28 protein-coding genes and 1 riboswitch are annotated in these 24177 nt (G+C 69.1%); of the genes, 23 read left to right on the top strand and 5 right to left on the bottom strand.

All coding sequences use genetic code 11. From position 1 onward, the window contains the following. Positions 1–29 precede the first annotated feature (29 nt). Positions 30–233 (bottom strand): hypothetical protein, encoded by a 204-nt coding sequence (locus KUG38_RS00840; protein WP_216918607.1) that lies wholly within the window; start codon positions 231–233, stop codon positions 30–32. Between the two features lie 47 nt (positions 234–280). After that, positions 281–439: a hypothetical protein gene (locus tag KUG38_RS00835; protein ID WP_216918606.1), complete on the bottom strand. Its 159-nt coding sequence runs from the start codon at positions 437–439 to the stop codon at positions 281–283. A gap of 208 nt (positions 440–647) precedes the next feature. On the opposite strand from KUG38_RS00835, the gene KUG38_RS00830 reads away from it, so the two are divergent. From KUG38_RS00830 to KUG38_RS00790, 9 genes are all read left to right on the top strand, one after another. Beyond that, on the top strand, positions 648–926 hold the full coding sequence (locus KUG38_RS00830; protein ID WP_094584066.1) for a DUF3136 domain-containing protein: 279 nt from the start codon (positions 648–650) through the stop codon (positions 924–926). 68 nt (positions 927–994) lie between these two features. Then, a riboswitch (guanidine-I (ykkC/yxkD leader) is annotated at positions 995–1154 on the top strand. Positions 1155–1185: 31 nt separating this feature from the next. Beyond that, the gene (speB, locus tag KUG38_RS00825; protein ID WP_216918605.1) at positions 1186–2400 is read left to right on the top strand and encodes an agmatinase; all 1215 of its coding nucleotides are present in this window, start codon (positions 1186–1188) and stop codon (positions 2398–2400) included. A gap of 3 nt (positions 2401–2403) precedes the next feature. Continuing rightward, positions 2404–2799, top strand: a complete 396-nt coding sequence (locus KUG38_RS00820; protein WP_216912122.1) for a hydrogenase maturation nickel metallochaperone HypA/HybF — start codon at positions 2404–2406, stop codon at positions 2797–2799. Positions 2800–2805: 6 nt separating this feature from the next. Next, entirely contained in the window at positions 2806–3507 is a 702-nt protein-coding gene (hypB, locus tag KUG38_RS00815) for a hydrogenase nickel incorporation protein HypB (protein ID WP_216918604.1), read from the top strand. Beyond that, on the top strand, positions 3507–4871 hold the full coding sequence (gene glnT / locus KUG38_RS00810) for a type III glutamate--ammonia ligase (protein ID WP_216918603.1): 1365 nt from the start codon (positions 3507–3509) through the stop codon (positions 4869–4871). The genes hypB and glnT (KUG38_RS00810) overlap by 1 nt, the downstream gene beginning before the upstream one ends. A gap of 131 nt (positions 4872–5002) precedes the next feature. Next, positions 5003–6013 (top strand): ABC transporter substrate-binding protein, encoded by a 1011-nt coding sequence (locus KUG38_RS00805; RefSeq protein WP_216918602.1) that lies wholly within the window; start codon positions 5003–5005, stop codon positions 6011–6013. Between the two features lie 5 nt (positions 6014–6018). Continuing rightward, complete coding sequence (locus tag KUG38_RS00800; RefSeq protein ID WP_216918601.1) at positions 6019–6795, top strand: ABC transporter permease; 777 nt, start codon at positions 6019–6021, stop codon at positions 6793–6795. 5 nt (positions 6796–6800) lie between these two features. Beyond that, positions 6801–7568, top strand: a complete 768-nt coding sequence (locus tag KUG38_RS00795) for an ABC transporter ATP-binding protein (RefSeq protein WP_216918600.1) — start codon at positions 6801–6803, stop codon at positions 7566–7568. A 34-nt stretch (positions 7569–7602) separates the two neighbouring features. Further along, entirely contained in the window at positions 7603–8652 is a 1050-nt protein-coding gene (locus tag KUG38_RS00790) for an aromatic ring-hydroxylating oxygenase subunit alpha (protein WP_216918599.1), read from the top strand. On the opposite strand, the gene KUG38_RS00785 is transcribed toward KUG38_RS00790, so the two are convergent. Together KUG38_RS00785 and KUG38_RS00780 are read right to left on the bottom strand one after the other, a co-directional pair. Further along, complete coding sequence (locus KUG38_RS00785; protein ID WP_216918598.1) at positions 8601–8816, bottom strand: hypothetical protein; 216 nt, start codon at positions 8814–8816, stop codon at positions 8601–8603. The two genes, KUG38_RS00790 and KUG38_RS00785, sit on opposite strands and share 52 nt — an antisense overlap. Positions 8817–8832: 16 nt before the next feature. Beyond that, positions 8833–9693 carry a sugar phosphate isomerase/epimerase family protein gene (locus KUG38_RS00780; RefSeq protein WP_353617677.1) on the bottom strand — a complete coding sequence of 287 codons (861 nt, stop codon included), beginning with the start codon at positions 9691–9693 and terminating at the stop codon, positions 8833–8835. Between the two features lie 171 nt (positions 9694–9864). Here KUG38_RS00780 and KUG38_RS00775 point away from each other — a divergent pair, with 171 nt between their 5' ends. The 4 genes from KUG38_RS00775 (at position 9865) to KUG38_RS00760 (ending at position 15911) form a co-directional block, all read left to right on the top strand. After that, positions 9865–10836 (top strand): fatty acid desaturase, encoded by a 972-nt coding sequence (locus KUG38_RS00775; protein WP_353617676.1) that lies wholly within the window; start codon positions 9865–9867, stop codon positions 10834–10836. Between the two features lie 11 nt (positions 10837–10847). Continuing rightward, positions 10848–11906, top strand: a complete 1059-nt coding sequence (locus tag KUG38_RS00770) for an alpha/beta fold hydrolase (RefSeq protein WP_216918596.1) — start codon at positions 10848–10850, stop codon at positions 11904–11906. Positions 11907–11989: 83 nt separating this feature from the next. Continuing rightward, positions 11990–13237, top strand: coding sequence for a type III glutamate--ammonia ligase (gene glnT / locus KUG38_RS00765; RefSeq protein WP_216918595.1), 1248 nt, complete (start codon positions 11990–11992; stop codon positions 13235–13237). Between the two features lie 673 nt (positions 13238–13910). Continuing rightward, a complete protein-coding gene (locus KUG38_RS00760; RefSeq protein ID WP_216918594.1) occupies positions 13911–15911 on the top strand; it encodes a glycosyltransferase family 2 protein in 2001 nt (666 codons plus the stop codon). On the opposite strand, the gene KUG38_RS00755 is transcribed toward KUG38_RS00760, so the two are convergent. After that, positions 15820–16176, bottom strand: a complete 357-nt coding sequence (locus KUG38_RS00755; RefSeq protein ID WP_353617675.1) for a winged helix-turn-helix transcriptional regulator — start codon at positions 16174–16176, stop codon at positions 15820–15822. The genes KUG38_RS00760 and KUG38_RS00755 overlap by 92 nt on opposite strands. A 146-nt stretch (positions 16177–16322) precedes the next feature. On the opposite strand from KUG38_RS00755, the gene KUG38_RS00750 reads away from it, so the two are divergent. The 10 genes from KUG38_RS00750 to KUG38_RS00705 all read left to right on the top strand — a co-directional run bounded on the left by KUG38_RS00750 (position 16323) and on the right by KUG38_RS00705 (position 24161). Then, positions 16323–17390, top strand: a complete 1068-nt coding sequence (locus KUG38_RS00750) for an alkene reductase (RefSeq protein ID WP_216918593.1) — start codon at positions 16323–16325, stop codon at positions 17388–17390. 1 nt (position 17391) lies between these two features. Next, complete coding sequence (locus KUG38_RS00745; RefSeq protein ID WP_216918592.1) at positions 17392–17910, top strand: NADPH-dependent FMN reductase; 519 nt, start codon at positions 17392–17394, stop codon at positions 17908–17910. Between the two features lie 10 nt (positions 17911–17920). After that, a complete protein-coding gene (locus KUG38_RS00740) occupies positions 17921–18613 on the top strand; it encodes a pirin family protein (protein WP_216918591.1) in 693 nt (230 codons plus the stop codon). Between the two features lie 73 nt (positions 18614–18686). Then, positions 18687–19052: a hypothetical protein gene (locus tag KUG38_RS00735; RefSeq protein ID WP_094584051.1), complete on the top strand. Its 366-nt coding sequence runs from the start codon at positions 18687–18689 to the stop codon at positions 19050–19052. Positions 19053–19065: 13 nt separating this feature from the next. Beyond that, positions 19066–19494: a Hepatitis C virus core protein gene (locus KUG38_RS00730; RefSeq protein ID WP_216918590.1), complete on the top strand. Its 429-nt coding sequence runs from the start codon at positions 19066–19068 to the stop codon at positions 19492–19494. A 105-nt stretch (positions 19495–19599) separates the two neighbouring features. Further along, on the top strand, positions 19600–21768 hold the full coding sequence (locus KUG38_RS00725; protein ID WP_216918589.1) for a glutamine synthetase III family protein: 2169 nt from the start codon (positions 19600–19602) through the stop codon (positions 21766–21768). Positions 21769–21904: 136 nt separating this feature from the next. Next, complete coding sequence (locus KUG38_RS00720) at positions 21905–22141, top strand: DUF3136 domain-containing protein (RefSeq protein ID WP_216918588.1); 237 nt, start codon at positions 21905–21907, stop codon at positions 22139–22141. Between the two features lie 110 nt (positions 22142–22251). Then, positions 22252–22671, top strand: coding sequence for a tellurite resistance TerB family protein (locus KUG38_RS00715; protein ID WP_216918587.1), 420 nt, complete (start codon positions 22252–22254; stop codon positions 22669–22671). Further along, entirely contained in the window at positions 22668–23828 is a 1161-nt protein-coding gene (locus tag KUG38_RS00710) for an FAD-dependent oxidoreductase (RefSeq protein WP_216918586.1), read from the top strand. The genes KUG38_RS00715 and KUG38_RS00710 overlap by 4 nt, the downstream gene beginning before the upstream one ends. A 60-nt stretch (positions 23829–23888) precedes the next feature. Beyond that, on the top strand, positions 23889–24161 hold the full coding sequence (locus KUG38_RS00705) for a hypothetical protein (RefSeq protein WP_353617673.1): 273 nt from the start codon (positions 23889–23891) through the stop codon (positions 24159–24161). Positions 24162–24177: the final 16 nt, after the last annotated feature.

Below are 24177 nucleotides of genomic sequence, written 5' to 3'. Positions count from 1 at the left end.
ACACCCGACGGCAAAGAGAGCGATTTTCTTCATGATGGCCCCGGTGCCGGCGCGCCGCCCATGGGGGGGATGGTCGGGGAGGGCAGGTCGGAGGCGGCAACCCACTGGGCGATCAGCTGTTCCTGCCGCACCAGCCGGTAGCGGTTCCGCTCGCAGGGATGGTGCCGGTACTGATCGCGGAGGCTCTCCAGCCTGGCGACCAGGGAGTGGTAGACGGGGTGGTTCTTGTTCATCACCTCACGGGTGAGGCTTCAACAGGGAGAGGGGCTCGCCGGCGACCTCAGCCGGCGACGCTGACGCCGGGGGCCCACTGGGCAATCAGCTGCTCCTGGCGGACGACGCGGTAACGGTTGAGCTCGTTGGGCAGGTCGCTGTACTGCTCGTTGAGGGAGCGCAGCTGCTCCAGCAGCGCGTTCATCACGGGATGGTCCTTGTACATGCCGGGCATTCCTCTGCTGAGCAAACCTTAACTGAATCGGAAGGTCCGCCACCCCCCCCTCTGCCGTCCGGGTCAGCGAACCCCCATGGCGGCCCCCTCCCACCGGGGGACGACCGGGGCGGGAATGTCCCCGGATGGGGGGCGCGGCCCGGCCGCCCATGGACGACAGTGGGGGAATCTCTGCGGGGCCCGCCCCGAAGGATGGCCGATGACCGCCCGATCGCTTCCAGCGTCCCTACCGAAGGTCACGATCCCGAAAGTCACCATCGGTGAACTGGAGGCCAACTATTCGATGTACTGCAAGGCCCTGCGGCTGCTCGTCCGGGAAGGTCGAACCCTCAAGAAGATCCAGCGCACGGTCTGCTGGCACCGGCTCGAGCAGCTGCACCAGTGCCTGCCCAGCCAGTACAAGGACCCGGACTACCTCTTTCTGCTGTTGCGCCGCGAGACCAACCGCAAGGCGGCCGGTCTCCCCTGTCCTTCCTGAGGCGACCGCACCGATCCCGTAGCAACCGTCACAACCGTCCCGCCCGGGGACCTTCAGGATCCCAAGGCGGAAATTGCTTCTAGGGTTCCGGTCCCCCATTGCTGGCACGGCCATTCCTGGCATTGCCGGCAGCCTGAGGGACGCCTGGTCCGAGAGAAGCGCACCCACCGAATCCGAGAACTCAGTTCTCACCGGTGTGTGGCACGGAGGGACAAAAGCCCGGGAGACCGCCCCATCCCCACCGTGCCCAGAGGTCTGAATGAACGATCCGTCCAGCGGCAGCCAGGCCGATGCGGCCGAGGCCTTCGACCGGGGTCGCCACCCCGCCGGCACTGAAGGGGCCCGGGCCCTTGAGAAGGAAGCCGCCCTGCCCCTGACCGGCTGGCAGCAGGAGGTCGACCAGGGCCTTCGCTACGGCCTGGAGGCGGCCGAAAGCATCGTCGACCGGCGCATCTCCACCTTCTCCCGCGGGGAGCTGCCCCACTACGCCGGCATCAACACCTTCATGAAGGCCCCCTACGTGGAGGACGTGAACCGGGTGGGGGAGTTCGACGTGGCGGTGGTGGGGGTTCCCCACGACAGCGGCACCACCTACCGGCCCGGCACCCGCTTCGGCCCCCAGGGCATCCGGCGCATTTCAGCGCTGTACACCCCCTACAACTACGAGATGGGGGTCGACCTGCGCGAGCAGATCACCCTCTGCGACGTGGGTGACATCTTCACCATCCCCGCGAATAACGAGAAGAGCTTCGACCAGATCTCCAAGGGCATCGCCCACGTCTTCGCCAGCGGCGCCTTCCCGATCATCCTGGGCGGCGACCACTCGATCGGCTTCCCCACCGTCCGGGGCGTCTGCCGCCATCTCGGCGACAAGAAGGTGGGCATCATCCACTTCGATCGCCACGTCGACACCCAGGAGACCGACCTCGACGAGCGCATGCACACCACCCCGTGGTTCCATGCGACCAACATGGCCAACGCCCCGGCCGAGAACCTGGTGCAACTGGGCATCGGCGGCTGGCAGGTGCCGCGGGAAGGGGTGAAGGTCTGCCGCGAGCGGGGCACCAACGTGCTCACCGTCACCGACATCTGCGACATGGGCCTGGAGGCGGCGGCCAAGTTCGCCATCGAACGGGCCACCGACGGCACCGACTGCGTCTACATCTCCTTCGACATCGACTGCATCGATGCCGGCTTCGTGCCGGGCACCGGCTGGCCCGAGCCCGGCGGCCTGCTGCCGCGCGAGGCCCTCAAACTGCTGGAGCTGATCGTGCGCAACGTGCCGGTCTGCGGCCTCGAGGTGGTGGAGGTCTCCCCCCCCTACGACGTCAGCGACATGACCTCCCTGATGGCCACCCGGGTCATCTGCGACACCATGGCCCACCTGGTGGTGAGCGGCCAGCTGCCCCGCAAGTCAGCCCCCGCCTGGCTCTCCAAGGACTGCAACATGCAGGTCGACCGCGCCTGGAGATAGGGCATGCATGAAGTCGACATGACGCGCTGCCTGCTGCTGTCCATGAACGAGTGGAAGCAGCAGCACGCTCCCCGGGTGCCGGCGGTGGATCGGGTCCATCTCGAAGTGGGCACCTTCACCTGCGTCGAACCCGACCAGCTGGTGGTTACCTGGGCCGATGCCGTCAAGGGCAGCTGGCTCGACGGCGCCGAGCTGGTGATCGAGTCGGTGCCCCTGGTGGGGCGCTGCGTCCGCTGCCAGGCCACCTACAGCCCCGTTCAAGCCGACGGGTTCCGCTCTCCCTGCTGCCACCACCCGATGGAGGAGATCGTCAGCGGCCGCGAACTGCGGATCCGTTCGGTCGCCTACGGCTTCGATACCGCCCCATCCACCGCTTCCCGTCCCACAGCCGCCCGCTGATCCGCCATGCACATGCCCCTCGAAGACAGCCTCGGCCTCAACCTGCTGGCGGCCAACCAGCACCGGGCCGACCACAACCGCGAGCACTTCGACGCCTGGAACCTGCTCTGTCTCAACGTGATGAGCAGCCCCGGCGCCGGCAAGACTTCCCTGCTGGAGCGCAGCCTCGCCGCCCTCGCCGGCCGCTGGGCCATGGCCGTGCTGGAAGGCGACATGACCACCCTGCTCGATGCCGAGCGGCTGGAGGCCGTCGGGATTCCGGTGGTGCCGATCACCACCGGTCGCGCCTGCCACCTGGATGCCGCCATGGTCAGCGGCGGCCTGAAGCTGCTCCGCCAGCGGCTCGATCCCGCCGCCCTGGACATCCTCTGGGTGGAAAACGTGGGCAACCTGGTCTGCCCCGCCGAATTCGCCATCGGCGAGCACCGCAAGGTGGCGCTCCTCAGCGTCACCGAGGGGGACGACAAGCCGCTCAAATACCCGGTCATGTTCCGGGAAGCCGACTGCGTGCTGATCACCAAGATGGATCTGCTGCCCCACCTGCCGGTGGACGTGGAGCGGATCGAGGCCCACATCCGCCAGGTCAACCCCCGCACCGCCGTGTTCCGCCTCTCCGCCACCACCGGAGAGGGCTTCGAGGCCTGGCACGACTGGCTCGACGCCCAGCGCCAGGCCGTTCAGTCCGCCCCCGCCCTGCTGCACGCCTGATGAGTCACCAGCATCCTGCCTCCGATTCCACCACGGCCCTGCAGGCCGACCTGCGCGCGAAGGGCGTCCGCTACGCCCTGGCCAGCTTCGTCGACCTGCACGGGGTGAGCAAGGCCAAGGCCGTGCCCCTCGAACACCTCGGCCAGATGATGGCCGGCTCCGAACTGTTCACCGGGGCGGCCCTCGACGGCGTACCCCAGGAGGTGAGCGACGACGAGGTGGCCGCGGTTCCCGATCCCGCCAGCGTCACCGTGCTCCCGTGGCAGCCGGAGGTGGCCTGGTTCGCCAGCGATCTGCATCTGCACGGCCGCCCCTTCGACGCCTGCAGCCGCCACATCCTCGGCCGGGTGCGCGAGGAGGCCGCCGCCATGGGCTTCCGCTTCAACCTCGGCATCGAGACCGAGTTCTTCGTGCTGAAGAAGGGGGCGGCGGGCGGCTGGGTCCCCTTCAGCGACCGCGACACCCTCGACAAACCCGCCTACGACGTGCGCGGCCTGCTCGACAACCTGCCCTGGCTGGACGAGCTGGTGCAGGCGATGAACGGCCTGGGGTGGGGGGTGTACTCCTTCGACCACGAGGACGGCCCCGGCCAGTTCGAGACCGACTTCGACTACGCCGACGTCCTCACCATGGCCGACCGGCTCACCTTCTTCAAGCTGATGGCCAAGGAGATCGCCCATCGGCATGGTCTGCTGGCGACCTTCATGCCCAAGCCCTTCGGCGACCGCACCGGCAGCGGCGCCCACTTCAACATGTCCCTGGCGGACCTCCAGACCGGGGTGAACCTGTTCGCCACGCCCGAGGCGACCCCCGGGGAGGTCACCCGGCTGGCGGAGCATTTCATCGCCGGTGTGCTCCGGCACGCCCCCGCCATCTGCGCCGTGATCGCCCCGACGGTCAACAGCTACAAGCGCCTCGTCGCCCAGGGGAGCATGTCGGGGTTCACCTGGGCACCGGTGTTCGTCTGCTACGGCAACAACAACCGCACCAACATGCTGCGCATTCCCTCTCCCGGCGGCCGGGTGGAATGCCGGGCTGCTGACATCTCCTGCAACCCGTACCTGGGTGCGGCCCTGATGCTGGCCGCCGGCCTGGAAGGGATCCGCGAACAACTCGATCCCGGCGCCCCCAACCTGGTGAATGCCTACACACTCAGCGCGGCGGAGCGGGCCGAACGGGGCCTGAACATGCTGCCCCGAACCCTTGGCGAGGCGGTGGAGGCCTTCGCGGCAGATCCACTTGCCGAAAGCGTATTCGGTGATGCCATGTTCAAGGCGTTTATCTCCTACAAACGTGAAGAGTGGGAGTCCTACCACTCTGCTGTCTCCGAATGGGAACAGCAGCGTTATCTGGAGTTCTTCTGACCCTCTCCAGCGGGGGGGGGCTCCCATCACCCAACAACCCCAAGGAACCGAACCCAGCATCCATCTGGGAACGCGTCAAAGACGCGACCCTCTCCATCTGCGCAAGCACCACCTTTTCCCCGATTTCCCTGATGTTGAAAGCCACCTTGTTCCGTCGTCAACGCCGGGCCGTCGCCCTCGCCCTGATGGCCGCCCTCGGGGGAGGATTGCTGGCCGGTTGCCAGCAGCCTGCGAGCCAGGAGGCGCCGGTCAAGATCGGCTACAGCGCCTGGCCGGGCTGGTTCCCCTGGAAGGTCACCGAGGTCAAGGAGCTGTTCAAGGAGCAGGGGGTGGCGGCCTCGATGCAGTGGTTCGACGGCTATCTCGATTCGATCAACGCCCTCAACGCCGGTCAGCTGGATTGCAACAGCCAGACCCTCAACGACACCATCAGTTCCGTGGCGGGTGGGGCTGATCTGCAGGTGGTGCTCCAGAACGATTTCTCCACGGGCAATGACCAGATCATTGCCGCGGCGGAGATCAAGTCGATCCCCGAGCTGAAGGGCAAGAAGGTCGCCGCCGAGGAAGGCACCGTCGACCACTTCCTGCTGCTCAAGGTGCTCAAGGATGCGGGTCTCTCCGCCAAGGACATCACCTTCGTTCCCCTCGAAACCGGCGCCGCCGCCGCGGCCTTCGCCGCCGGCAAGGTGGACGCCGCCGGTGTCTATGCCCCCTTCACCACCCAGGCCCTGAAGCGACCGGGCAGCCGGGCCCTGGCCACCTCCAAGGATCACCCGGGAGCGATCAGCGATCTGCTCGTCTGCCGCACGGAATTCGTCGCCAAGAATCCCGAGAAGGTCCAGAAGATCGTCAACGCCTGGTTCGCCACCCTCAAGACGATCAAGGACGACCCCGCCGGCACCCTGCCGATCCTGGTGGAGCGCTCCGGCGTCAGTGAAGCCGAGTTCAAGGAGTACAACGCCGGTACCACCATCCAGACCCTGGAGGAAAACCGCAGCAACTTCAAGCCGGGCACCACGATGCTGTCGCTGCCCTATGCCGCCGAACAGATCAGCGTCTTCCTGGTGGAGACGGGCCTGGCCAAGACCAAGCCTGACCTCACCAAGCTGCTGAATTCCCAGTTCGTCGACAACGCCCGTTGAGCACCATGGCCCGGTCCCCAGCCCTGCGCCGCTTCCTCAGCCACCCCTGGGTCCTGGGGGTGCTCGGCATCCTCACCGTCTTCCTGGTGTGGTGGCTGATCACCTCCAGCGGCATGGTCGACAAGCTCTTCCTGCCGGGCCCCGGAGCGGTGTGGCTAGCGGGCAGCGACCAGTTCCAGCGCGGCATCCTGGTGGCGGATGCGGTGGCCAGCATCAAGCGGGTCTTCATCGGCTTCGTGATCTCGGCGGGGCTGGCCCTGCCGATCGGCATCGCCATGGGCACGAACCGCACCATCTGCCACTTTCTCGAACCCCTGATGGCGCTGATCCGCTACATGCCGGCGCCAGCCTTCATCCCCCTGCTGATCATTTACTTCGGCCTCGAGGAACTCCCGAAGGTGATGTTGATCTTCATCGGCACCTTCTTCTTCAACGCCCTGATGATCATGGATGCGGTGAAGTTCGTTCCCTCCGAACTTGTGGAAACGGCCCTCACCCTGGGGGGCCGGGGTCTGCCGATCCTCACCCGGGTCGTGGCCCCCTACATCGCCCCCCAGGTGCTCGACACCTACCGCATCAACATGGCATCCGCCTGGAACCTCGTGATCGTCGCCGAACTGGTGGCCGCCAACGAGGGCCTGGGAAAACGCATCAGCCTGGCCCAGCGATTCCTGCGCACCGATGAGATCTTCGTCGGCCTGATCGTGATCGGACTGATTGGTCTCATGATCGATCTGGGTTTCCGGTTTCTGATGCGACGGGCCTGTTCCTGGGCCAACTGAATCCCATGCATCTCCAGGTTTCCCAGGTTTCCAAGAGCTTCGGCGAGGGGCGGTATCGCAAGCTCGTTCTCGAAGACATCAGCTTCGAACTGGTGTCGGGTCAGTTCATGGCCCTGGTGGGGAGTTCGGGATCCGGCAAGTCCACCGTGATGCGCTTGATCGCCGGGCTCGAGCGGCCCAGCGAGGGCAGCATCCACCTCGATGGCGTGCCCGTCCGGCGCCCCGGCTCCGACCGCGGCATGGTGTTCCAGAAGTACAGCCTCTACCCCTGGCTCACGGCGGCCCAGAACGTCGCCTTCGGCCTGTCCCTCCAGGGACGGGGCAAGGCGGAGATCCGCGAGCGGACCGCCTACTTCCTCGACGTGGTCGGGCTGGCGGACGCGGCCCGGCTGCTGCCGCGGGAACTCTCGGGGGGCATGCAGCAGCGGGTGGCCATCGCCCGGGCCCTGGCCACCGAGCCGAAGGTGCTGCTGCTGGACGAACCGTTCGGGGCGCTGGATCTGCAGATCCGCGAATCGATGCAGGAGTTCCTCCATGACCTCTGGAAGCGCACCGGGCTCACCGCCCTGCTGATCACCCACGACATCGAGGAGGCGTTGCTGCTCGCGGGCACCGTCCACATCATGGCGCCGCGTCCCGGCAGGATCGTCCACACCGTCGATGTCCAGCTGGACCGCTCCGACCTGCGCCACCTGCGCGTGTCCCAGCCCTTCCTGGAACTGCGCGAGGAACTCGCCAGCCGCCTGCGCAGCCTGGATGGCTCCCTGCTCTGAGCGTTCCCTCCGCCCTGCCCTGACCGTTCGTTCCATGGACACCGCCACCCGGGCCGCCTTTCTGCCAACGGAGCTGTACGGCTCGGCGTCCGTGGCCGCCCTCGAGCGCGAGCACTACGCCAGCCGCTTCTGGCACCCCGTTGCCGCCGCCGCCGATCTGCCGCCGGGGCATGTGCGGGCGCTGGAGCTGCTGGGCCTGCCCGTGCTGCTCTGCCACGGCAGCGATGGCGTCGTGCGGGCCTTCCGCAACCGCTGCCCCCACCGAGCCGTGGCCTTTCGCGAGCCGGCTGAGGGCAGCGTGGCCTGCCGGAGGCTGGTGTGCCCCTACCACGGCTGGACCTACGACCTGGGCGGCACGCTGCTGGCGGCCGCCCGGGAAGGGGAGTTCGTCGACCCCTTCGATCGCGGTGCCTGGCCACTCGAGGCCCTCGGCTGCCAGGTGCGGGCCTCCCTGATCTGGGTGGCCCTGGGGGCCGATCCGATCCCCCTCGACGACCAGCTCGATCTGCCGCTGCAGGAAGCCCCCGAAGCCCTCGCCCGAACCCTGGTGCCCCTGGCCTTCCACGAACGGGGGCTCGCCTGCAACTGGAAGATCGCCCACGACAACACCCTCGACGACTACCACGTCGCCATCGCCCATCCCACCACCCTGCATCGGCTGCAGGGCCCGGTGCGCGACTACCGCCATCGCTTCGGCACCTGGGTCAACGTGCTGGCCACCCCCTGGCCCGAGGCGGAGGGTGAGTTCCTCACCTTCGGCCTGCCGCCGTGGAACCACCTGCTGCTGTGGCCCGACGGACGGATGGCGATGATCCAGTTCCTGCCCGAGACCCTGGACACCTGCCGCATGCAGGTGTGGCTGCTGGGCCCCGCCTCACGCCAGGCCGAAGGGGAGGCGCTGATGGCGGAGATGGTCCACTTCCTGGCCGAGGACCGGGACCTGGTGGAGTCGGCGCAGCGGGGCTACAGGGATGGTTTCCGCACCGGGCCGCCGCACAGGCTGGAGGCCCGGATCCTGCACCAGCAGAGGATCTATGCGGCGCTGCTGGAGCCCTGGTACGCATCGGGGCGGATGCCCAGATAAACGGCCTCCTTGAACAGGGCGCGCTTGGCATCGGCGTCCTGACGCTGCTCGGCGATGGCGTAGCGGGCGCGCAGGGAAGAGACCAGGGTGGCCTGGCGGGGATCGGAGCCTTCACTGGAATGGCTGGCTGATGGTGTGGCGGTGGGGGCGTCGATCACGTTCATCACGACGTAACTCTGTTCACGATGAACACAGCTTATCGCTGTTTCCGTCTAAAGGCTGGCTACGCAACCACTGCGCCATCGCCCGGTTGATCGTCAGCAGATCGGCCACCGGGCGGTCGGTGAAGGGGAGGGTGGGCATGTAGCCATCCGGTCCGAACTCGGGCGTGAGGCTGGGCGGCGGCGCACCGCGCTGGAGCGCCCTCTCGGTGAACAGGCGCCAGCAGGACCGATGGGCCGCGAGTGCCTCCGCATGCTCAGGGGCGAAGGGATGGGACACCTGGGGACCCTGGGCATGGCCCACCCGGGCATGGATGTGGTCGACCCGGTCGGCCATCAACCGCACCGGCTCCAGATCCGGGGTCATCAGCCGTTCGGCCACGACGCACCAGTGGCTCAGGTCGGCCGTGAGCCGCAGCCCGGGCACGGCCTCCAGCAACGGCGCGATCGTCCAGGGCATCCCCAGGCAGCGGGACCGGTGGGTTTCGAAGCTCACCGGCAGGCCGCTGGCCGCCGCCAGGGCCTGGGCCTCGGCCAGGAAGGTCAGTTGCCGCTCCAGGGGCCAGGCATCGCTGCCGGTGAGCACGGTCACCCGGTGGGGGCGGAGGTGGGCGCAGCGGTCGAGCTGGTCGCCCAGTTCGGCGAGGTGCTGGGCCGGCGTGACGGCCAGCTGCGGCACGTAATCCCCACCGGTGACCACCTCCAGCACCAGGGGCCTGCCGGAGGTCAGCAGACGGGCGGGTCCGTCCGGGTCGCCGACCAGGGAGGGATGGTGGATGTTCAGCTCCAGCCCGTCGAAGCCCCCCCCTTCCGCCGTCTCCAGGGCCGTGGCGAGGGGGCCTTCGAAGCCCCAGAGGGAGAAGAACAGCAGGGAAGGCACCGGGCCTGCACGACGCAGGTCCCACTCTTCCCTGCCGCGGGAGATCAGCGCGTAACCATCCCCACAGGGCGCCACACCCGGTGCGAGTGTTCGTGACGAACGGTGTCCGGCGGACCCCGAGCGGGACAGTGGGTCCACGACGTCTCCCTCCGCCGACCAACGGCGACCTTCGTGACCGCCTCCCCACCCTCCGCGCCACCGGCGGCCGGCCCGGGCGCCGCTGCGCCGCTGCTGTCCGGTCCCCTGCTGCAGCGCCTCAACGAGCGACGGGATGGGCCCGGCTGGCGCCGGCTGACCTTCCACCTCACGGTGCTGGGGCTGGGGGCCCTGCTCTGGGGATGGCCCATGCCGCCCGCCCTTCCCGCCGCAGCCTTCTGGGGCCTGCGGCTGGTGGGCCTGCTGCTGCTGGGCTGGGGCCTGGCCTTCGGCTTCTGCGCCATGCACGAGTGCGGTCACCGCACCGCCTTCGCCGACAAGGGCCTCAACGACGCCGTGGCCTGGTGGGCCGGTCTGCTGAGCTTCTACAACGCCGATTACTACCGCCGCTACCACCAGTGGCACCATCGCTTCACCCACCAGCCGGGCCTCGATCCGGAGCTGGAGGACGCCCCCCCCACCAGCCTGGCCGGCTATCTGCTGGAGCTCAGCGGGCTTCCCTGGTGGATCGGCAAGCTGCGCGGCCATGCCGCCGGCCTGCGGGGTGACTTCGGCGGCAGGCCCTACATCCCCGCCGAGGCGGCCGCGGCCGTCACCCGCTCGATCCGGCTCCAGGTCGCCGTCTACGCCGTCCTGCTGGCCGCCTCCCTGTGGCAGGGCAACGGCGCCCTGTTCTGGTTCTGGCTGCTGCCCCTCGCCGTCGGCCAGCCGCTGCTGCGCTTCGTGCTGATGGCCGAGCACGGGGGCTGCAGCACCGACACGGACGGCCTCAGCAACACCCGCACCACCCTGACGCTGCCGCCCCTGCGCTGGCTGATGTGGGACATGCCCTTCCATGTCGAGCACCACCTCTACCCCTCGGTGCCCTTTCACGCCCTCGCCGAGGCCCATGGCCATCTGGCCCCGCATCTTGTGCACACGGGCCAGGGCTACCTGGCGGTGCACCGCGATTTTCTGCGCGATCCCGCCCGACTCGCCCTCCCCTGAAACCCGCTCCCTTGCCCCCCAGCCCCGCCCCCCCGCGCCGCTTCAAGCTCGGGGACTTTCCCCTCGCCGCAGGCGGGATCCTTCCCGCCGCCTGGCTCGACTATCGGGTCTACGGAACGCTGGCAGGCGACCGCTCCAACCTGGTGCTCTACCCGAGCTCCTACGGCGCCTGGCCCGAGGACATCGACTGGGTGGTGGGGCCGATCCTCGATCCGGAGCGCTGGTGCGTGGTGCTGGTGAGCCAGTTCGGCAATGGCCGCTCCACCAGCCCGAGCAATGCCGGACCTGGCCTGGCTCCCGGCCACTGGCCCGTCGATCACCGCGACAACGTGGCCGCCCAGCGCCGGCTGCTGGAGGAGGTCTTCCAGGTGGCCGCGCCGGCCCTGATCTACGGCTGGTCGATGGGGGCCCAGCAGGCCTACCACTGGGCCGTGCTGGAACCGGAGCGGACCCAGCGCATCTGCTGTGTCTGCGGCACGGCGCGCACCACGGCCCACAACCGGGTGTTCCTGCTCAGCCTGCGCCAGGCCCTCACCGCCGATCCCCACTGGGATGGGCTCCGCTTCCGGGGTGTGCCCGAGCAGGGGTTGCGCACCTTCGCCCTGATCTACGCCAGCTGGGCCGCCAGCCAGCCCTTCTATCGCCGCGGTGCCCATCGCCAGCTGGGCTACGCCAGCGTCGAGGCCTACGTGGAGCAGGCCTGGCTGCCGGCCTACCGCCGCCATGACCCCCATGACCTGCTGGCCATGCTCGACGTCTGGCTGGCGAACGACGTGGCGGCCGCCGCCGGGATCAGCGCCGTGGAGATCAGCGCCAACGATGCCCATGGCGATCCCGATGCCGACCTCGCCGCGGCCCTGGGCCGGATCCGGGCCCGGACCGCCGTGATCGCCGGTCGCCACGACCTCTATTTCACCCCCGACGACTGCCAGGCCGAGGCCGCCCTGATCCGCGGCGCCCACTTCGAGGTCCTGGAGTCCGACCTGGGCCACCGGGCCGGCAATCCCCGCGACGCACCGGCCGAGCAGCAGCAACTGCGGGCCGCCGTGGATCGGCTCTGCGCCGACTGACGGCTTTGCGCCGACTGACGGCTCTGCGCCGACTGACCGCCTCCGGCCAGCCCCCACACCCGCCTCACCCCGCAACACCCCCGATGACCGATCTGGCCCGCTTCGCCGCCACCCATGGCATCCGCCACTTCCTCTTCTCCTTCTGCGACCTGTTCGGGGTGCAGCGGGCCAAGCTGGTGCCGGCGGCCGCGGCGGCCGAACTGGCCCGATCCGGGGCCGGCTTTGCCGGTTTCGCCGCCTGGCTCGACATGACCCCGGCCGATCCGGACGTGCTGGCGATCCCCGACGTCACGAGCCTGATGGTGCTCCCCTGGCAGAAGGAGGTGGCCTGGGTGGCCACCGATCTTCAGGTGGAAGGTGTGGCACTGGAGCAGTCCCCCCGGAGGGTGCTCCAGCGGCAGATCGCCCGGGCGGCGGCCATGGGCCTGCAGTTCCGCAGTGGCGTCGAGGCGGAGTTCTTCCTGATGGACCCGGAACGGGACGCCATCGCCGATGGCCTCGACCGGCAGTCCAAGCCCTGCTACGACCAACTGGCCCTGATGCGCCACTACCCGCTGATCAGCGAACTGCTGGACGGCATGGAGAGCCTCGGCTGGGGGCCGTACCAGGCCGACCACGAGGACGCCAACGGTCAGTTCGAACTCAACTGGACCTACGCCGAATCCCTGCTGACCGCCGACCGCCACGCCTTCTTCCGCGTGATGGCGGCCGCCCTGGCGGAACGCCATGGGGTGCGGGTGAGCTTCCAGCCCAAGCCGATCCCGGCCCTCACCGGCAACGGCGCCCACCTGCACGCCTCGCTCTGGGACGAAGGGGGGCGCAATGTGTTCCACGACCCGGCCGGGGAGAAGGGCCTGTCGGAGGTCGCCTACCGGTTTCTCGCCGGCCTGCTGGCCCACGCCCCGGCCCTGTGCGCCCTCACCAATCCGGTGGCCGGCAGCTACAGGCGCCTGGCGCGGTCCGTCACCAGTTCCGGCGCCACCTGGTCCCCCTCCTGGATCAGCTACGGCGGCAACAACCGCACCCACATGGTTCGCATCCCCGACGACCAGCGGATCGAGCTGCGTCTCGGCGACGGTGCCGCCAACCCCTACCTGCTCCAGGCGGCAGTGCTGGCGGCGGGTCTGGACGGCATCGAACGGCGGCTCGAGCCCGGCCCCCGCAGCGATCTGAACACCTACGTGGAGGCACCGGCGGGGGCGACCTCCCTGCCCACCTGTCACGCCGATGCCCTCGAGGCCTTCCGCCACGACGCGCCGCTGCGGGACTCCCTGGGGGAACCGTTCTGCACCGCCTACGAAGCCCTGGTGGCCCAGCGCAACGACGAGTGAAGGCCCAGGGGGGCGACCCAACCCTGCGCGGGCGAAGACCAGCACGATTGCCTATGGCCAGGGCGGCCGGGAGGGATGAGAGTGACCACAGAAACCAGGAGGCTCCAGCGATGGAAGACACCCCGCCCGGTCAGATGTCAGGAGTGTGCTGACGGCAGGCCCCTGCTCCAACAGTCTTGTTCCCTATAACGGTTTCCCGATCGATCGCCGATCACCCGATGCATCGTTCAGGTGCCCCCGGGTCCATGGAAACCGGCTCCTGGATGCCTCGGCCCCAGGCGCCTCCCCTCCGCAGCTCCGACTCCGAAACCCACCCCAGGGGACTCCATATGGATCCCCAGCCCAGCTGACCTCTCTTTGATGGCGCGTCCATGGCGGAGGAGCATCCTCGTCTCCCTCCCCATCACCCATCCACGGTCCCCAAGGACCCGATCGTCAGCCCTTCTGATCGTCAACCGTCCGGTCAACCGTCCAACTGAAACCGTCACACCGACCGTTCAAGAGGAGTCACCACCGACATCAGACAATCCGAACCACGTCTGGAACGTCACCGTTCCACCCCAAGCCCGGCGATCCTGGACTCCGGGCTTTTTCATGGGCCAGCAAGCGTGGCCATCGGATCCCGGCGGCCCGGCAGAACCGCCTAGATTTGCTTAACAATTGGTCAGGGTCGATGGCACGCCTGCCCTGGGCCGTTCTGCTGCTGACACTGCTGGGGGCCCGTTATCTGACCTGGCGCTTCAGCGCCAGCCTCAACCTCGCCACGCCGTTGTCCGCCAGCCTCAGCTTGCTCACCCTTGCGGCGGAACTGGTGCTGCTGGCCGGTTTCTTCCTGCAGCTCTGGTTCACGCTCCTGCCCGAACGACCGGCTCCCCCCACGGGTCCGATCTCCACGCCCGTGCCGTCGGTCGACGTGCTCGTGCCCAGCTGCGGCGAACCGGCCGATCTGGTGGAGCGCTGCCTGCGGGGGTGCCTGGCGATGGACTACCCCAGCCACTCGGTCTGGCTGCTCGACGACAGCGACCGGCCGGAGCTGGCGGAACTCTGCGAGCGCCTCGGCTGCCGTTATGTCGCCCGCCGGGAGCACGCCCATGCCAAGGCCGGCAACCTCAACCACGGACTGCGCCTCTGCAAGGGGGAGCTGGTGGCGGTCTTTGACGCCGACGTCGTGCCCCTGAAGCCCTTCCTGCGCCGCACGGTCGGCCTGTTCGCCGACCCGTCGGTGGGCTTCGTGCAGACGCCCCAGAGCTACATGAACGCCGATCCGGTGATGCGCAACCTGCGCCTGGAGCGCTGGCTGCTCCCGGATGAGGAAAGCTTCTACCGCTGGATCCAGCCCACCCGCCAGAACCTCAATGCCGTGGTCTGCGCCGGAACCTCCTTCGTGATGCGGCGCGAGGCGCTGGATCGGGTGGGCGGCTTCGAGACGGCCACCCCATCGGAGGATCTGGCCACCGGCATCCGGATCACCGCCGCCGGCTACCGCAACCACTACCTCTCGGAGAAGCTGAGCGCCGGTCTTGCCCCCTTCACGGCGGCGGCCATGGCGCGGCAGCGCTGCCGCTGGGGCAGCGGTTCCCTGCAGACCCTGCGCACGGGAGCCGATCCGCTGCGGATCCCGGGGCTCAGCCCCCTGCAGCGACTGGCCTACAGCGAAGGCATCCTCCACTGGTTCACCTTCCCCGCCCAGCTGGTGCTGCTCTGCACGCCGCTCAGCCTGGGCCTGTTGGGCATCGCCCCGATCCTCTTCAGCGGGGATGCCCTGCTCACGGTCGCCATGCCGTTCGTGTTCAGCCAGCTGCTGCTCACCCGCTGGCTGAGCGGCCATGCCCGCGCCGCCATCCTGCCGGAGCTGTACCGCTGGATCTTCCTGGTACCGATCTGTGCCGCCGTGGTCGCCACGGCCCTGGGCCGGCCGCGGCGGTTCCGGGTCACCCCGAAGGCGGTGGTCGGCCGGGAGACCGGCCCTGATGCGGGCCTGCTGCTGCCGCTGCTGGCACTGCTGGCCCTGCAGCTGGTGGCCCTCTGGAACCTGGCGCCAGGTCGCCTCCCGCTGATGGCCGGCCAGGAGGGACTGCTGCCGGTCCCGGCCGCCACGGTCGGGGTGGTGCTGGGCTGGAGCCTGCTCAACGGCCTGCTGCTGCTGCTGGCGATCCGCAGCTGCTGGGATCGGCCCCACCGGGAAGGGGTTCCCTGGTTTGCCCTCTCGGTGCCGGTGCGGCTGCAGCACAGCGGCGGGACGGTGCACGGGCGCCTGCGGGCGGTCAGTGCCACGGGCGCCGAGCTCGGCCTCGAGAGCGCGGAGGACGCGCCCTTGCTGCAGGCGGCCGACAGCCTCAGCCTGGAAGGCCTGGTGCCAGGTGTGGCCCTGCCGTTCCTGGCGATGGCCCAGAAAGGTGGTGCCATCGGCGGGGTGTGGGGGCCGCTGACCCCGCTGCAGCGGGATCAACTCGAGACCGTGCTCTACCGACGCGAGGGGCTCTGGCCCACCCTGCGGGCCCCCTTCGAGGTCCGCACCCTGCCCCTGGTGCTGCTGCGCACCTTGCAGCGGGTGGAGCCGGAACGCTGGTTCCGCCGCAGCCTCATTCCCCAGCTTCCACCGCTGGTGGAGCTGCCGCTCCCCAGGCATGCAGACCTTCCAGCACGGGCAGGAGCGCCCGGCCCCGCTCGCTGAGGTCGTACTCCACCCGCGGCGGCACCTCACCGAAGACGCGCCGGCAGACGACGGCATCGGCCTCCAGCTCCCGCAGCTGGGCGGTCAGCACCTTGTGGCTCACCCCCACCAGGGAGCGTTGCAGGGCCGAGAAGCGCTTGGGACCCTCGCGGAGCCGACAGAGGATCAGCAACTTCCAGCGGCCGCGCATCACCCGCAGGGCCAGCTCCGCCGGGCAGAGCTGGGAACCCTCGGAGTCCAGGGAATCGGGGAGAGAGGCCGTCACGGGGATCTGGGTTACCGGCAGGTGCCCCAGGCACAAGCGGGTGCGTTCTTGTCAGTCAGGGTCGGGGTCCGCCAGAGTCCCTCCATGACCTTAACAATCCCTTACGGCCCGGGGCATCCCCGCTCCAGCCGGTCGGTCACCGCCCCATGAGCGACCTGTTCACCCCCCTGACCGTGGGCCCGCTGCAGCTGCCCAACCGGGTGCTGATGGCCCCCCTCACCCGATGCCGGGCCGAGCCGGGCCATGTTCCTGGCCCGCTGATGGCCACCTACTACCAGCAGCGGGCCAGCGCCGGCCTGCTGATCGCCGAGGCCACGATGGTGATGGAGGGCAACTCGTCCTTCTGGCACGAACCCGGCATCCATTCGGCGGCCCAGGTGGCGGGCTGGCGGCTCACCACCGACGCGGTCCATGCCGCCGGTGGGCGGATCGTGCTGCAGATCTGGCACGGCGGCCGGGCCTGCCACCCCCTGCTCAACGATGGCCGCCAGCCCGTGGGGCCTAGCCCGATCGCCATCACCGGCGACGAGGTGCACACCCCCGAGGGGAAACAGCCCTATGTCGTCCCCCGGGAGCTGGCCGACGACGAACTGCCGGCGATCGTGGCGGGGTTCCGCCAGGCCACCCGCAACGCCATCGACGCCGGCTTCGACGGGGTCGAGGTGCATGGCGCCAACGGCTACCTGCTCGACGCCTTCCTGCGGGACGGCAGCAATCGGCGCCAGGGTCCCTACGGCGGGCCGGTGGCCAACCGGGCCCGGCTGCTGCTGGAGGTGCTGGAGGCCGCCCGGGCCGAATCGCCCTTGGTGGGTCTGCGGATCTCGCCGCTGAACGGCTACAACGCCATGGTCGACAGCGACCCCATCGGACTGTCCGCCTGGCTGGCCCAGCGGCTGGAGAGCACCGGGCTGGATTACCTGCACGTGATGCGGGGGGACTTCCTCGGCCAGCAGCACGGCGACGTGCTCACCCCGATCCGAGCCGGGTTCAGCGGGGTGCTGGTGGGGAACATGGGCTACACGGCCGAGGAGGCCAACGCCACCATCGCCGCCGGCCAGCTGGAGGCGGTGGCCTTCGGCACGCCGTTCCTGGCCAACCCGGACCTGCCCGAGCGCCTGCGCCGCGGCGCCCCCCTCCAATCCCCCGACCCGGCCACCTATTACTCCCCCGGTCCGGCCGGCTACACCGACTACCCCTTCCTGGAATCCGCCTGACATGTCCCCCGATCTTCTGGTGCTCAGTGCCAGCAACGGCGAGAACCTGAAACTCGCCGAGCGTTTCGCCGCCGCCGCCCACGCCCGCGCCATGGCCGCCGAGGTGCTCGACCTCACCACCCTCTCCCTGCCGCTCTACAACCCCCGCACCCACGCGGAGTCCGGCCTTCCCGCCGAAGTGGAGGGGCTGAGCCGCCGGCTTGAGGCCGCCCACCGCTGGGTGATCTGCGCCCCCGAGTACAACGGCTCCCTGCCGCCGGTGCTGACGAGCGCCATCGCCTGGCTCTCGGTGCAGGGGGACGGCTTCCGCAGCCTGTTCAACGGTCGACCGATCGCGATCGCCACCCATTCCGGCGGTCCCGGCGTCGAAGTGCTGGCCGTGCTGCGCATCCAGCTGGCCCACCTCGGGGCCCACGTGGTGGGTCGCCAGCTCTCCAGCAGCCGCAGCAATCCCGCCAAGGACGGCAGCATCGACGACATCGTCCACCGCCTCCAGCGCATGGAACTGATCCAACCCTGAGACCCACACCATGACCCTTGTCTTCCGACCCGCCTCCGAGCGCTTCCACAGCCGTCTCGACTGGCTGGACAGCTGGCACAGCTTCTCCTTTTCCCACCACCACGATCCGGCCTGGATGGGGTTCGGACCGCTGCGGGTGATCAACGACGACACGATCGCCGCCGGCCGCGGCTTCGGCATGCATCCCCACCGGGACATGGAGATCGTCACGGTGATGGTGGACGGCCAGCTCAACCACCACGACTCCATGGGCCACAGCGAGGTGCTGCGGGCCGGCGAGGTGCAGGCGATGAGCGCCGGCACCGGCGTGGTCCACAGCGAGGTGAATCAGGGCGAGAGCCCCTGCCGGCTGCTGCAGATCTGGATCGAGCCGGATCGGGCGGGCCACCCCCCCGCCTACCGCCAGGAGCCCTTCCGGCTCCAGCCGGGCTGGACGCCGCTACTGGATCCGGATGGACGCCAGGGGGCCCTGGCCATCAACCGGCCGGTGCGGCTCTGGCGAGCCAGGGTCGGGGCGGGCGAGCGGCTGGAGCTGGCCATCGCCTCCGACGCTGCCGGCTGGCTTCAGGTGATCGATGGGGAGGGCACGGCCTTCGGCCAGCCGCTGCAGCGGGGCGACGGTCTCGGCTTCCCCGCCGCCGATCCAGACAGCCTCCAGGCCGGCCCCGACGGAGCGGACGTGCTCCTGTTCGAACTGCGCTGAGCGGATCCCGACCGACCGGGGCGGGCGCCGCCCCCCCGGCACGGCCCCAGGATGGGGGGAACAGCCTGACGTCATGGCCCGCTTCCTGCTGCTCTTCAGGCCCCGGGCTCCCCTGCCGCCGACGGAGCTCATCGGTCGGCTGGATCCCCTGTTGCTGCGGTTCCACGCCGACGTGGAGCACCGCTCCCCCGCCCATCTCAGCGCCATGGTCCGGGGCGAGCACGAGACACTGCGACTGCAGCTGATCGCCGACGTGCAGGCCAAGGCGGATGGTCCCGTGCTGGAACTGGTGCTGATGAGCCGGGAGGCCATGGGGGCGGGGGCGCCCCACACCAAGCAGCTGTTCGAGACCCTGGTGGCGATCGCGGCCGAGGTGATGCCCGACCTTGACCTGGTGTTTCGATCCGACAGGGACGGCGCTTTGCCTGACCGCAACTGAGAAAATCGACCGAATGCAGACGCTCTCGCCGACCCCTGCCGCCCTCGCGGAGCTGCAGCCGCCCCGCGGCTATCGCGTGCTCGCCTGGCTCGGTCTGGTGGCCAACCTGCTGGCCCTGCCGCTGGGCCTGGCGGCGATCCTGCTCACCAGCCTCTGGCGCACGGCCAATGTGGTCGTCTACACCAGTGCCGTGCTGCCGGCGGTGGCTCTGGGGGTGGTGGCCTGCGTCGCCCTGCTGAAGTGGCGCCTCTGGGGTCAGGTGCTGGCGATCGTGGCGCTGTCGCTGGATCTGGCGATCGAGATGGCCTACGGCATCGTGCGGCTGGCGCTGGTGGGTGAGGAACGGCTCCTGCTGGCGGTCGCCGCCCCCCTGGCCTGGGGCCTGACCCTGACGGCCCTGGTGTTCTGGTGCCGTCCCGCGATCCGCTCCTACCTGCGCTGAGGGCCGCCCCGGGCCGGCGGGCAACCTGCCGTTCTGTATCAACGGCTCCACCCATGGGGCAGGACGCAAGGATTGGATACCCTCCAGCCGACCCAAGCTGTTTCCATGCCCAGCCCCCAACGCTTCGCCGCCATTCAGGAGATTCACCAGCGCCCGCCGGTGGTGACCCCCCCCATCGAGTCGCTGGATGAGCTCTGGGCCAGCGACGTGTTCAGCCTGGCCAAGATGAAGGCGGCCCTGCCCAAGGACATCTTCAAGTCGGTGCAGCGCACCATCAAGGAGAACGGCAAGCTCGACGTCTCGGTCGCCAACGTGGTCGCCCAGGCGATGAAGGAATGGGCCACCGGCCGTGGCGCCCTCTACTACGCCCACGTTTTCTATCCCCTGACCAACGCGACCGCTGAGAAGCACGACGGCTTCATCTCGGTGCAGGGTGACGGCTCCGTGATCACCGAGTTCACCGGCAAGGTGCTGGTGCAGGGCGAACCCGACGGCTCCTCCTTCCCCAGCGGCGGCATCCGCACCACCTTCGAGGCCCGCGGCTACACCGCCTGGGACATCACCAGCCCGGCCTTCCTGATGGAGACCCCCAACGGTCTCACCCTGTGCATCCCCACCGTCTTCATCTCCTGGACCGGCGAGGCCCTCGACAAGAAGACCCCCCTGCTGCGCTCCAACGCCGCCATGAACAAGCAGGCCCAGCGCCTGCTGCGGCTGCTCGGCGAAACCGAGGTGGCCCCGGTCAACTCCAGCTGCGGCGCCGAACAGGAGTACTTCCTGGTCGACAGCGCCTACGTGCCCCTGCGTCCCGACCTGCTGCTGGCCGGCCGCACCCTGTTCGGCAAGCCCTCCGCCAAGGGCCAGCAGTTCGACGACCACTACTTCGGCGCCATCCCCCTGCGGGTGCAGGTGTACATGCAGGACGTGGAACGTCAGCTGTACAAGCTGGGGATCCCCGCCAAGACCCGCCACAACGAGGTGGCACCGGGCCAGTTCGAGATCGCCCCGTTCTTCGAGGCGGCCAACGTGGCCACGGATCACCAGCAGCTGATCATGACCATTCTCAAGAGCACGGCACGCCGCCACGGCATGAACTGCCTGCTCCATGAGAAGCCCTTCGAAGGCATCAACGGCTCCGGCAAGCACGTCAACTGGTCGGTGGGCAACCCCACCCAGGGCAACCTGCTGGATCCCGGCAGCACCCCCCACGAGAACATGCAGTTCCTGCTGTTCTGCGGCGCCGTCATCCGCGGGGTGCACAAGTTCGGCCCCCTGATGCGGGCCGTGGTGGCCACCGCCGGCAACGATCACCGCCTCGGCGCCAACGAAGCTCCCCCGGCGATCATCTCCGTCTACCTGGGCAGCCAGCTGGAGGACGTGTTCCGCCAGATCAAGGAAGGCGACGTGACGGGCTCCACCCATGCCGGCGTCATGCAGCTGGGTGTCGACACCCTGCCCGAGTTCCCCAAGGATCCCGGCGACCGCAACCGCACCTCCCCCTTCGCCTTCACCGGCAACCGCTTCGAGTTCCGGGCCGTCGGCTCCAACCAGTCGGTGGCGGGCCCCCTGGTGGCCATGAACACGATCCTGGCCGATTCGCTCGCCTACGTCAGCGACCAGCTGGAGCAGAAGATGGCCGCCGGCGAAAGCCTGCCGGGCGCCGCCTTCTCCGTGCTCAAGCAGATCATGACCGACCACGGCAACGTGGTCTTCGGCGGCGACGGCTACTCCAGCGAGTGGCACCGCATCGCCGTGGAGGAGCGGGGCCTGGAGAACCTGCCCACCACGGCCGATTCCTTGCCCGTGCTGCAGCGGCCTGAAGTGCGCGACCTGTTCGCCCAGCAGGGTGTGCTCACCCCCCTGGAGCTGGAAAGCCGCTTCGAGGTCTACGCCGAGCAGTACGTGCTGGCCATCGACGTCGAGGCCAAGCTGGCGGTGCAGATCGCCCAGACCCAGATCTACCCGGCCGCCATGCGCTACCTGGGTGAGCTGGCCAGCTCCCTGCAGCTGCAGACCTCCATGGGTCTCCAGGTGTCCCCGGAAACCCAGCACAAGGTGGCGTCCCTCAGCGCCAAACTGATGGAACTGAGCGGTGCCCTCGAGAGCGCCATCAGCAACGCCCCCCACGGCACCATCGCCCACATGCGCTACTCGGCCGACACCCTGATGCCGCTGATGCACCAGCTGCGGGAGGCGGTCGATGGTCTCGAGGCCCTGGTGGACGACAACCTGTGGCCCCTGCCCTCGTACCAGGAGATGCTGTTCATCCGCTGAACGGCGCACGTTCCGCTGCGGGGAGGGCCTTTCGGGGCCCTCCTTTTTTTGGCCCCACGGGGGGAGACCTCAAGATCTGCACGCTTGGTTCCCATCGGCACAGTCACTGGCCGAGCGGAGGTGCTGGAGTCGTTGCATGAGCGTTCCCGCCGACCTCCCGGATCTGGATGAGCACTACGGCTCCTACTGCCGGGCCATGCGGATGCTGGTGCGGGAAGGGAAGAGTCTCAAGAACGTGCAGCGGACCGTCTGCTGGCAGCAGCTGGCCCGTCTGCACGACTGCCGCCCGGCCCGCTACCAGGAGCCGGATGCCCTCTATCTGAAGCTGTGCCGCGAAGGCGGGGCCTCCGGTGGAGCGGCCTCGAAGCGCTGAGGACCGGACGGCGACGGGGGAGCTTTTCCCGGATTCGGTCACATCGGCCACTGACAGGCACCCCTGGAGCGAACGATGACGGGTGTTCCCATGCTTTCGACGTTTTGTCCATGGACGCACCTACGGCCTTCGCCGCGGTGGCTCTCGCCGCCGTCTCCTGGGACGGGGCCCTCACCATGGCGGGCACACGGGCCCTACGCCACGCCCTCGACTACCGCGCCCCCTTCAAGGGAAGAAGCGACAAGGAGATGATCAGCCTGATGGACACGCTGCTCCAGGGCCTGCGGGCCAAGGGGGCGATCGGCCTGATGGAGGAGGCGGCCGCGGTGCTGGACGACCGGCAGCGGCACACGGCCTATGCGGTGGCGGCGGAGATCATGCGCTCCGACGGCCCCCTGCAGGACCAGGAGCAGGCGATCCTCGCCGACCTGGCCGGCACCCTGCGCCTCGACCCGGAGGAGACCACCAAGGTCCTCGAGGTGATGGACGTTCTCCATGCCAGCATCCTGGAGCCCGCCGTGAGCGCATGAGTTCCGCCCCCGCCGGCCTCCGCATCGCCGTGGTGGGGGCCGGCAGCTCCGGCCTGTTGCTCGCCCTGATGCTGCAGCGCCAGGGCCACCGCGTCTCCCTGTTCGAGCGCTCCGGGCGGCTGCGCACCGAGGGCTGCGGCATCCTGCTGGTGAAGAGCGGTGTGGAGGCGGTGGCGGCGGCCGCCGTCCCGGGCCTGCTCGACGACCTGCTGGCGGGCGGCCATCCCGTGCAGCGGTTCGTGTTCCGCAACCTCAGGGGCGACCTGATCGAGGCCAGCCCGGCGGAACGGCAGGCGGGGGAGCTGCCCTCCCTGCTGATCCACCGCCGCGCCATCCTCGACGCCCTCTGGCGCCATCTCGATCCCGCCTGCTTCCACGGCGACCATGCACTCGTCAGCTGGAGCCAGAGCGAGGACGGCGTCGAGGCCCGCTTTGCCGATGGCCGCCAATGGACGGGCGATCTGCTGGTGGGGGCCGATGGGATCTTCTCCCGGGTGGCGGCCCTGCTCTGCCCGGAGCGACGCCTGCAGTACCTGGGGGATCGGGTCTGGCGGGGGGTGGTGACGGACGCGACCTTCTGCACCGACGGGGATTTCTTCGTCTACGCCCGGGGCCGGGGCATCTACGCCAACTTCTTTGATCTGGGCCCCGACGGGGAGGGGCGGGGGCGCACCCACTGGGGCTTCTTCCAGGAGGAGGAGCTCCCCGATGATCGGGAGACCCGACAGAGGCTGCTGGAAGAGGGGGTGCCCGCCGCCGCCCTCGCCAAGCTTCCCGCCGATGCGGCCGCGGTGATCGCCGCCACGGCCCCGGAAGGGGTGGTGGCCAACTGGTCGTTCGACATCGACCCCCTGCCTGCCCTCGTCGCCGGGCGGGTGGCCCTGATCGGCGATGCCGCCCACGCCATGAGCTCCTCCCAGGCCAGGGGGATGACGGCGGGACTGGAGGATGCGGTGGCCCTGGCGGCCCAGCTGGCGCCCGGCGCCGCCGCCACACCGCAGCTGGCGCTGCAGGCTTACCAGGAGGAGCGCCTGCCGGTGGTCCACCGCTACCAGGAGCGCAGCCGCCAGGTGAGCCATCGCACGGGACGGAAGCGCCCGCCGACCCGCGATACCGCCGCGACGCCGGTTGCGGAGCAACACCGAAAGATGTTGTGAAGGTGACAGTTCGGATCTGGCACAGGGGCCAGAATGCCAATCCTGTATTAGAGGCAAGACGTGGCGATCTCCTTACCTCAGTCCTCCCGCTCGCGCAGCAGCGCCCAGACGCGTAGCAACGTCCAGACGTGCCGCACCTACCGGCTGGTGGATCAGCAGGGTGATCCCCATCCCATCCTCGACGACCTTTACGACTCCCTGGATGCCGCCTGGACCGAGGCGCTCCATTGGTGGCAGGAGGAATTCGGCCCGGTGCAGGGTCCCGTCGGCATCGGCGTGGAGGTGAGCACCCTGAGCGGTGAGTGGCGCACCCTCCGGTATCCCGGCAGCTGATACCCGGAAAGCTGAG

The organism is Synechococcus sp. CCAP 1479/9, from assembly GCF_019038535.1.
Taxonomy (GTDB): Bacteria; Cyanobacteriota; Cyanobacteriia; order PCC-6307; family Cyanobiaceae; genus Cyanobium.
Note: the sequence above shows the minus strand (reverse complement) of the source record. Positions and strands in the feature narration are given on the sequence as shown.

Excerpts from the sequence above, each read along its gene's own strand:
- glnT (WP_216918603.1), top strand. The coding sequence starts at position 3,507 with ATGAGTCACCAGCATCCTGCCTCCGATTCCACCACGGCCCTGCAGGCC.
- KUG38_RS00745 (WP_216918592.1), top strand. The coding sequence starts at position 17,392 with ATGTCCCCCGATCTTCTGGTGCTCAGTGCCAGCAACGGCGAGAACCTG.
- KUG38_RS00785 (WP_216918598.1), bottom strand. The coding sequence starts at position 8,816 with ATGAACGTGATCGACGCCCCCACCGCCACACCATCAGCCAGCCATTCC.
- speB (WP_216918605.1), top strand. The coding sequence starts at position 1,186 with ATGAACGATCCGTCCAGCGGCAGCCAGGCCGATGCGGCCGAGGCCTTC.
- KUG38_RS00720 (WP_216918588.1), top strand. The coding sequence starts at position 21,905 with ATGAGCGTTCCCGCCGACCTCCCGGATCTGGATGAGCACTACGGCTCC.
- KUG38_RS00800 (WP_216918601.1), top strand. The coding sequence starts at position 6,019 with ATGGCCCGGTCCCCAGCCCTGCGCCGCTTCCTCAGCCACCCCTGGGTC.
- KUG38_RS00830 (WP_094584066.1), top strand. The coding sequence starts at position 648 with ATGACCGCCCGATCGCTTCCAGCGTCCCTACCGAAGGTCACGATCCCG.
- KUG38_RS00735 (WP_094584051.1), top strand. The coding sequence starts at position 18,687 with ATGGCCCGCTTCCTGCTGCTCTTCAGGCCCCGGGCTCCCCTGCCGCCG.
- KUG38_RS00820 (WP_216912122.1), top strand. The coding sequence starts at position 2,404 with ATGCATGAAGTCGACATGACGCGCTGCCTGCTGCTGTCCATGAACGAG.
- KUG38_RS00795 (WP_216918600.1), top strand. The coding sequence starts at position 6,801 with ATGCATCTCCAGGTTTCCCAGGTTTCCAAGAGCTTCGGCGAGGGGCGG.
- glnT (WP_216918595.1), top strand. The coding sequence starts at position 11,990 with ATGACCGATCTGGCCCGCTTCGCCGCCACCCATGGCATCCGCCACTTC.
- KUG38_RS00725 (WP_216918589.1), top strand. The coding sequence starts at position 19,600 with ATGCCCAGCCCCCAACGCTTCGCCGCCATTCAGGAGATTCACCAGCGC.
- KUG38_RS00740 (WP_216918591.1), top strand. The coding sequence starts at position 17,921 with ATGACCCTTGTCTTCCGACCCGCCTCCGAGCGCTTCCACAGCCGTCTC.
- KUG38_RS00730 (WP_216918590.1), top strand. The coding sequence starts at position 19,066 with ATGCAGACGCTCTCGCCGACCCCTGCCGCCCTCGCGGAGCTGCAGCCG.
- KUG38_RS00710 (WP_216918586.1), top strand. The coding sequence starts at position 22,668 with ATGAGTTCCGCCCCCGCCGGCCTCCGCATCGCCGTGGTGGGGGCCGGC.
- KUG38_RS00835 (WP_216918606.1), bottom strand. The coding sequence starts at position 439 with ATGTACAAGGACCATCCCGTGATGAACGCGCTGCTGGAGCAGCTGCGC.
- KUG38_RS00715 (WP_216918587.1), top strand. The coding sequence starts at position 22,252 with ATGGACGCACCTACGGCCTTCGCCGCGGTGGCTCTCGCCGCCGTCTCC.
- KUG38_RS00790 (WP_216918599.1), top strand. The coding sequence starts at position 7,603 with ATGGACACCGCCACCCGGGCCGCCTTTCTGCCAACGGAGCTGTACGGC.
- KUG38_RS00805 (WP_216918602.1), top strand. The coding sequence starts at position 5,003 with ATGTTGAAAGCCACCTTGTTCCGTCGTCAACGCCGGGCCGTCGCCCTC.
- KUG38_RS00840 (WP_216918607.1), bottom strand. The coding sequence starts at position 233 with ATGAACAAGAACCACCCCGTCTACCACTCCCTGGTCGCCAGGCTGGAG.
- KUG38_RS00760 (WP_216918594.1), top strand. The coding sequence starts at position 13,911 with ATGGCACGCCTGCCCTGGGCCGTTCTGCTGCTGACACTGCTGGGGGCC.
- KUG38_RS00750 (WP_216918593.1), top strand. The coding sequence starts at position 16,323 with ATGAGCGACCTGTTCACCCCCCTGACCGTGGGCCCGCTGCAGCTGCCC.
- hypB (WP_216918604.1), top strand. The coding sequence starts at position 2,806 with ATGCACATGCCCCTCGAAGACAGCCTCGGCCTCAACCTGCTGGCGGCC.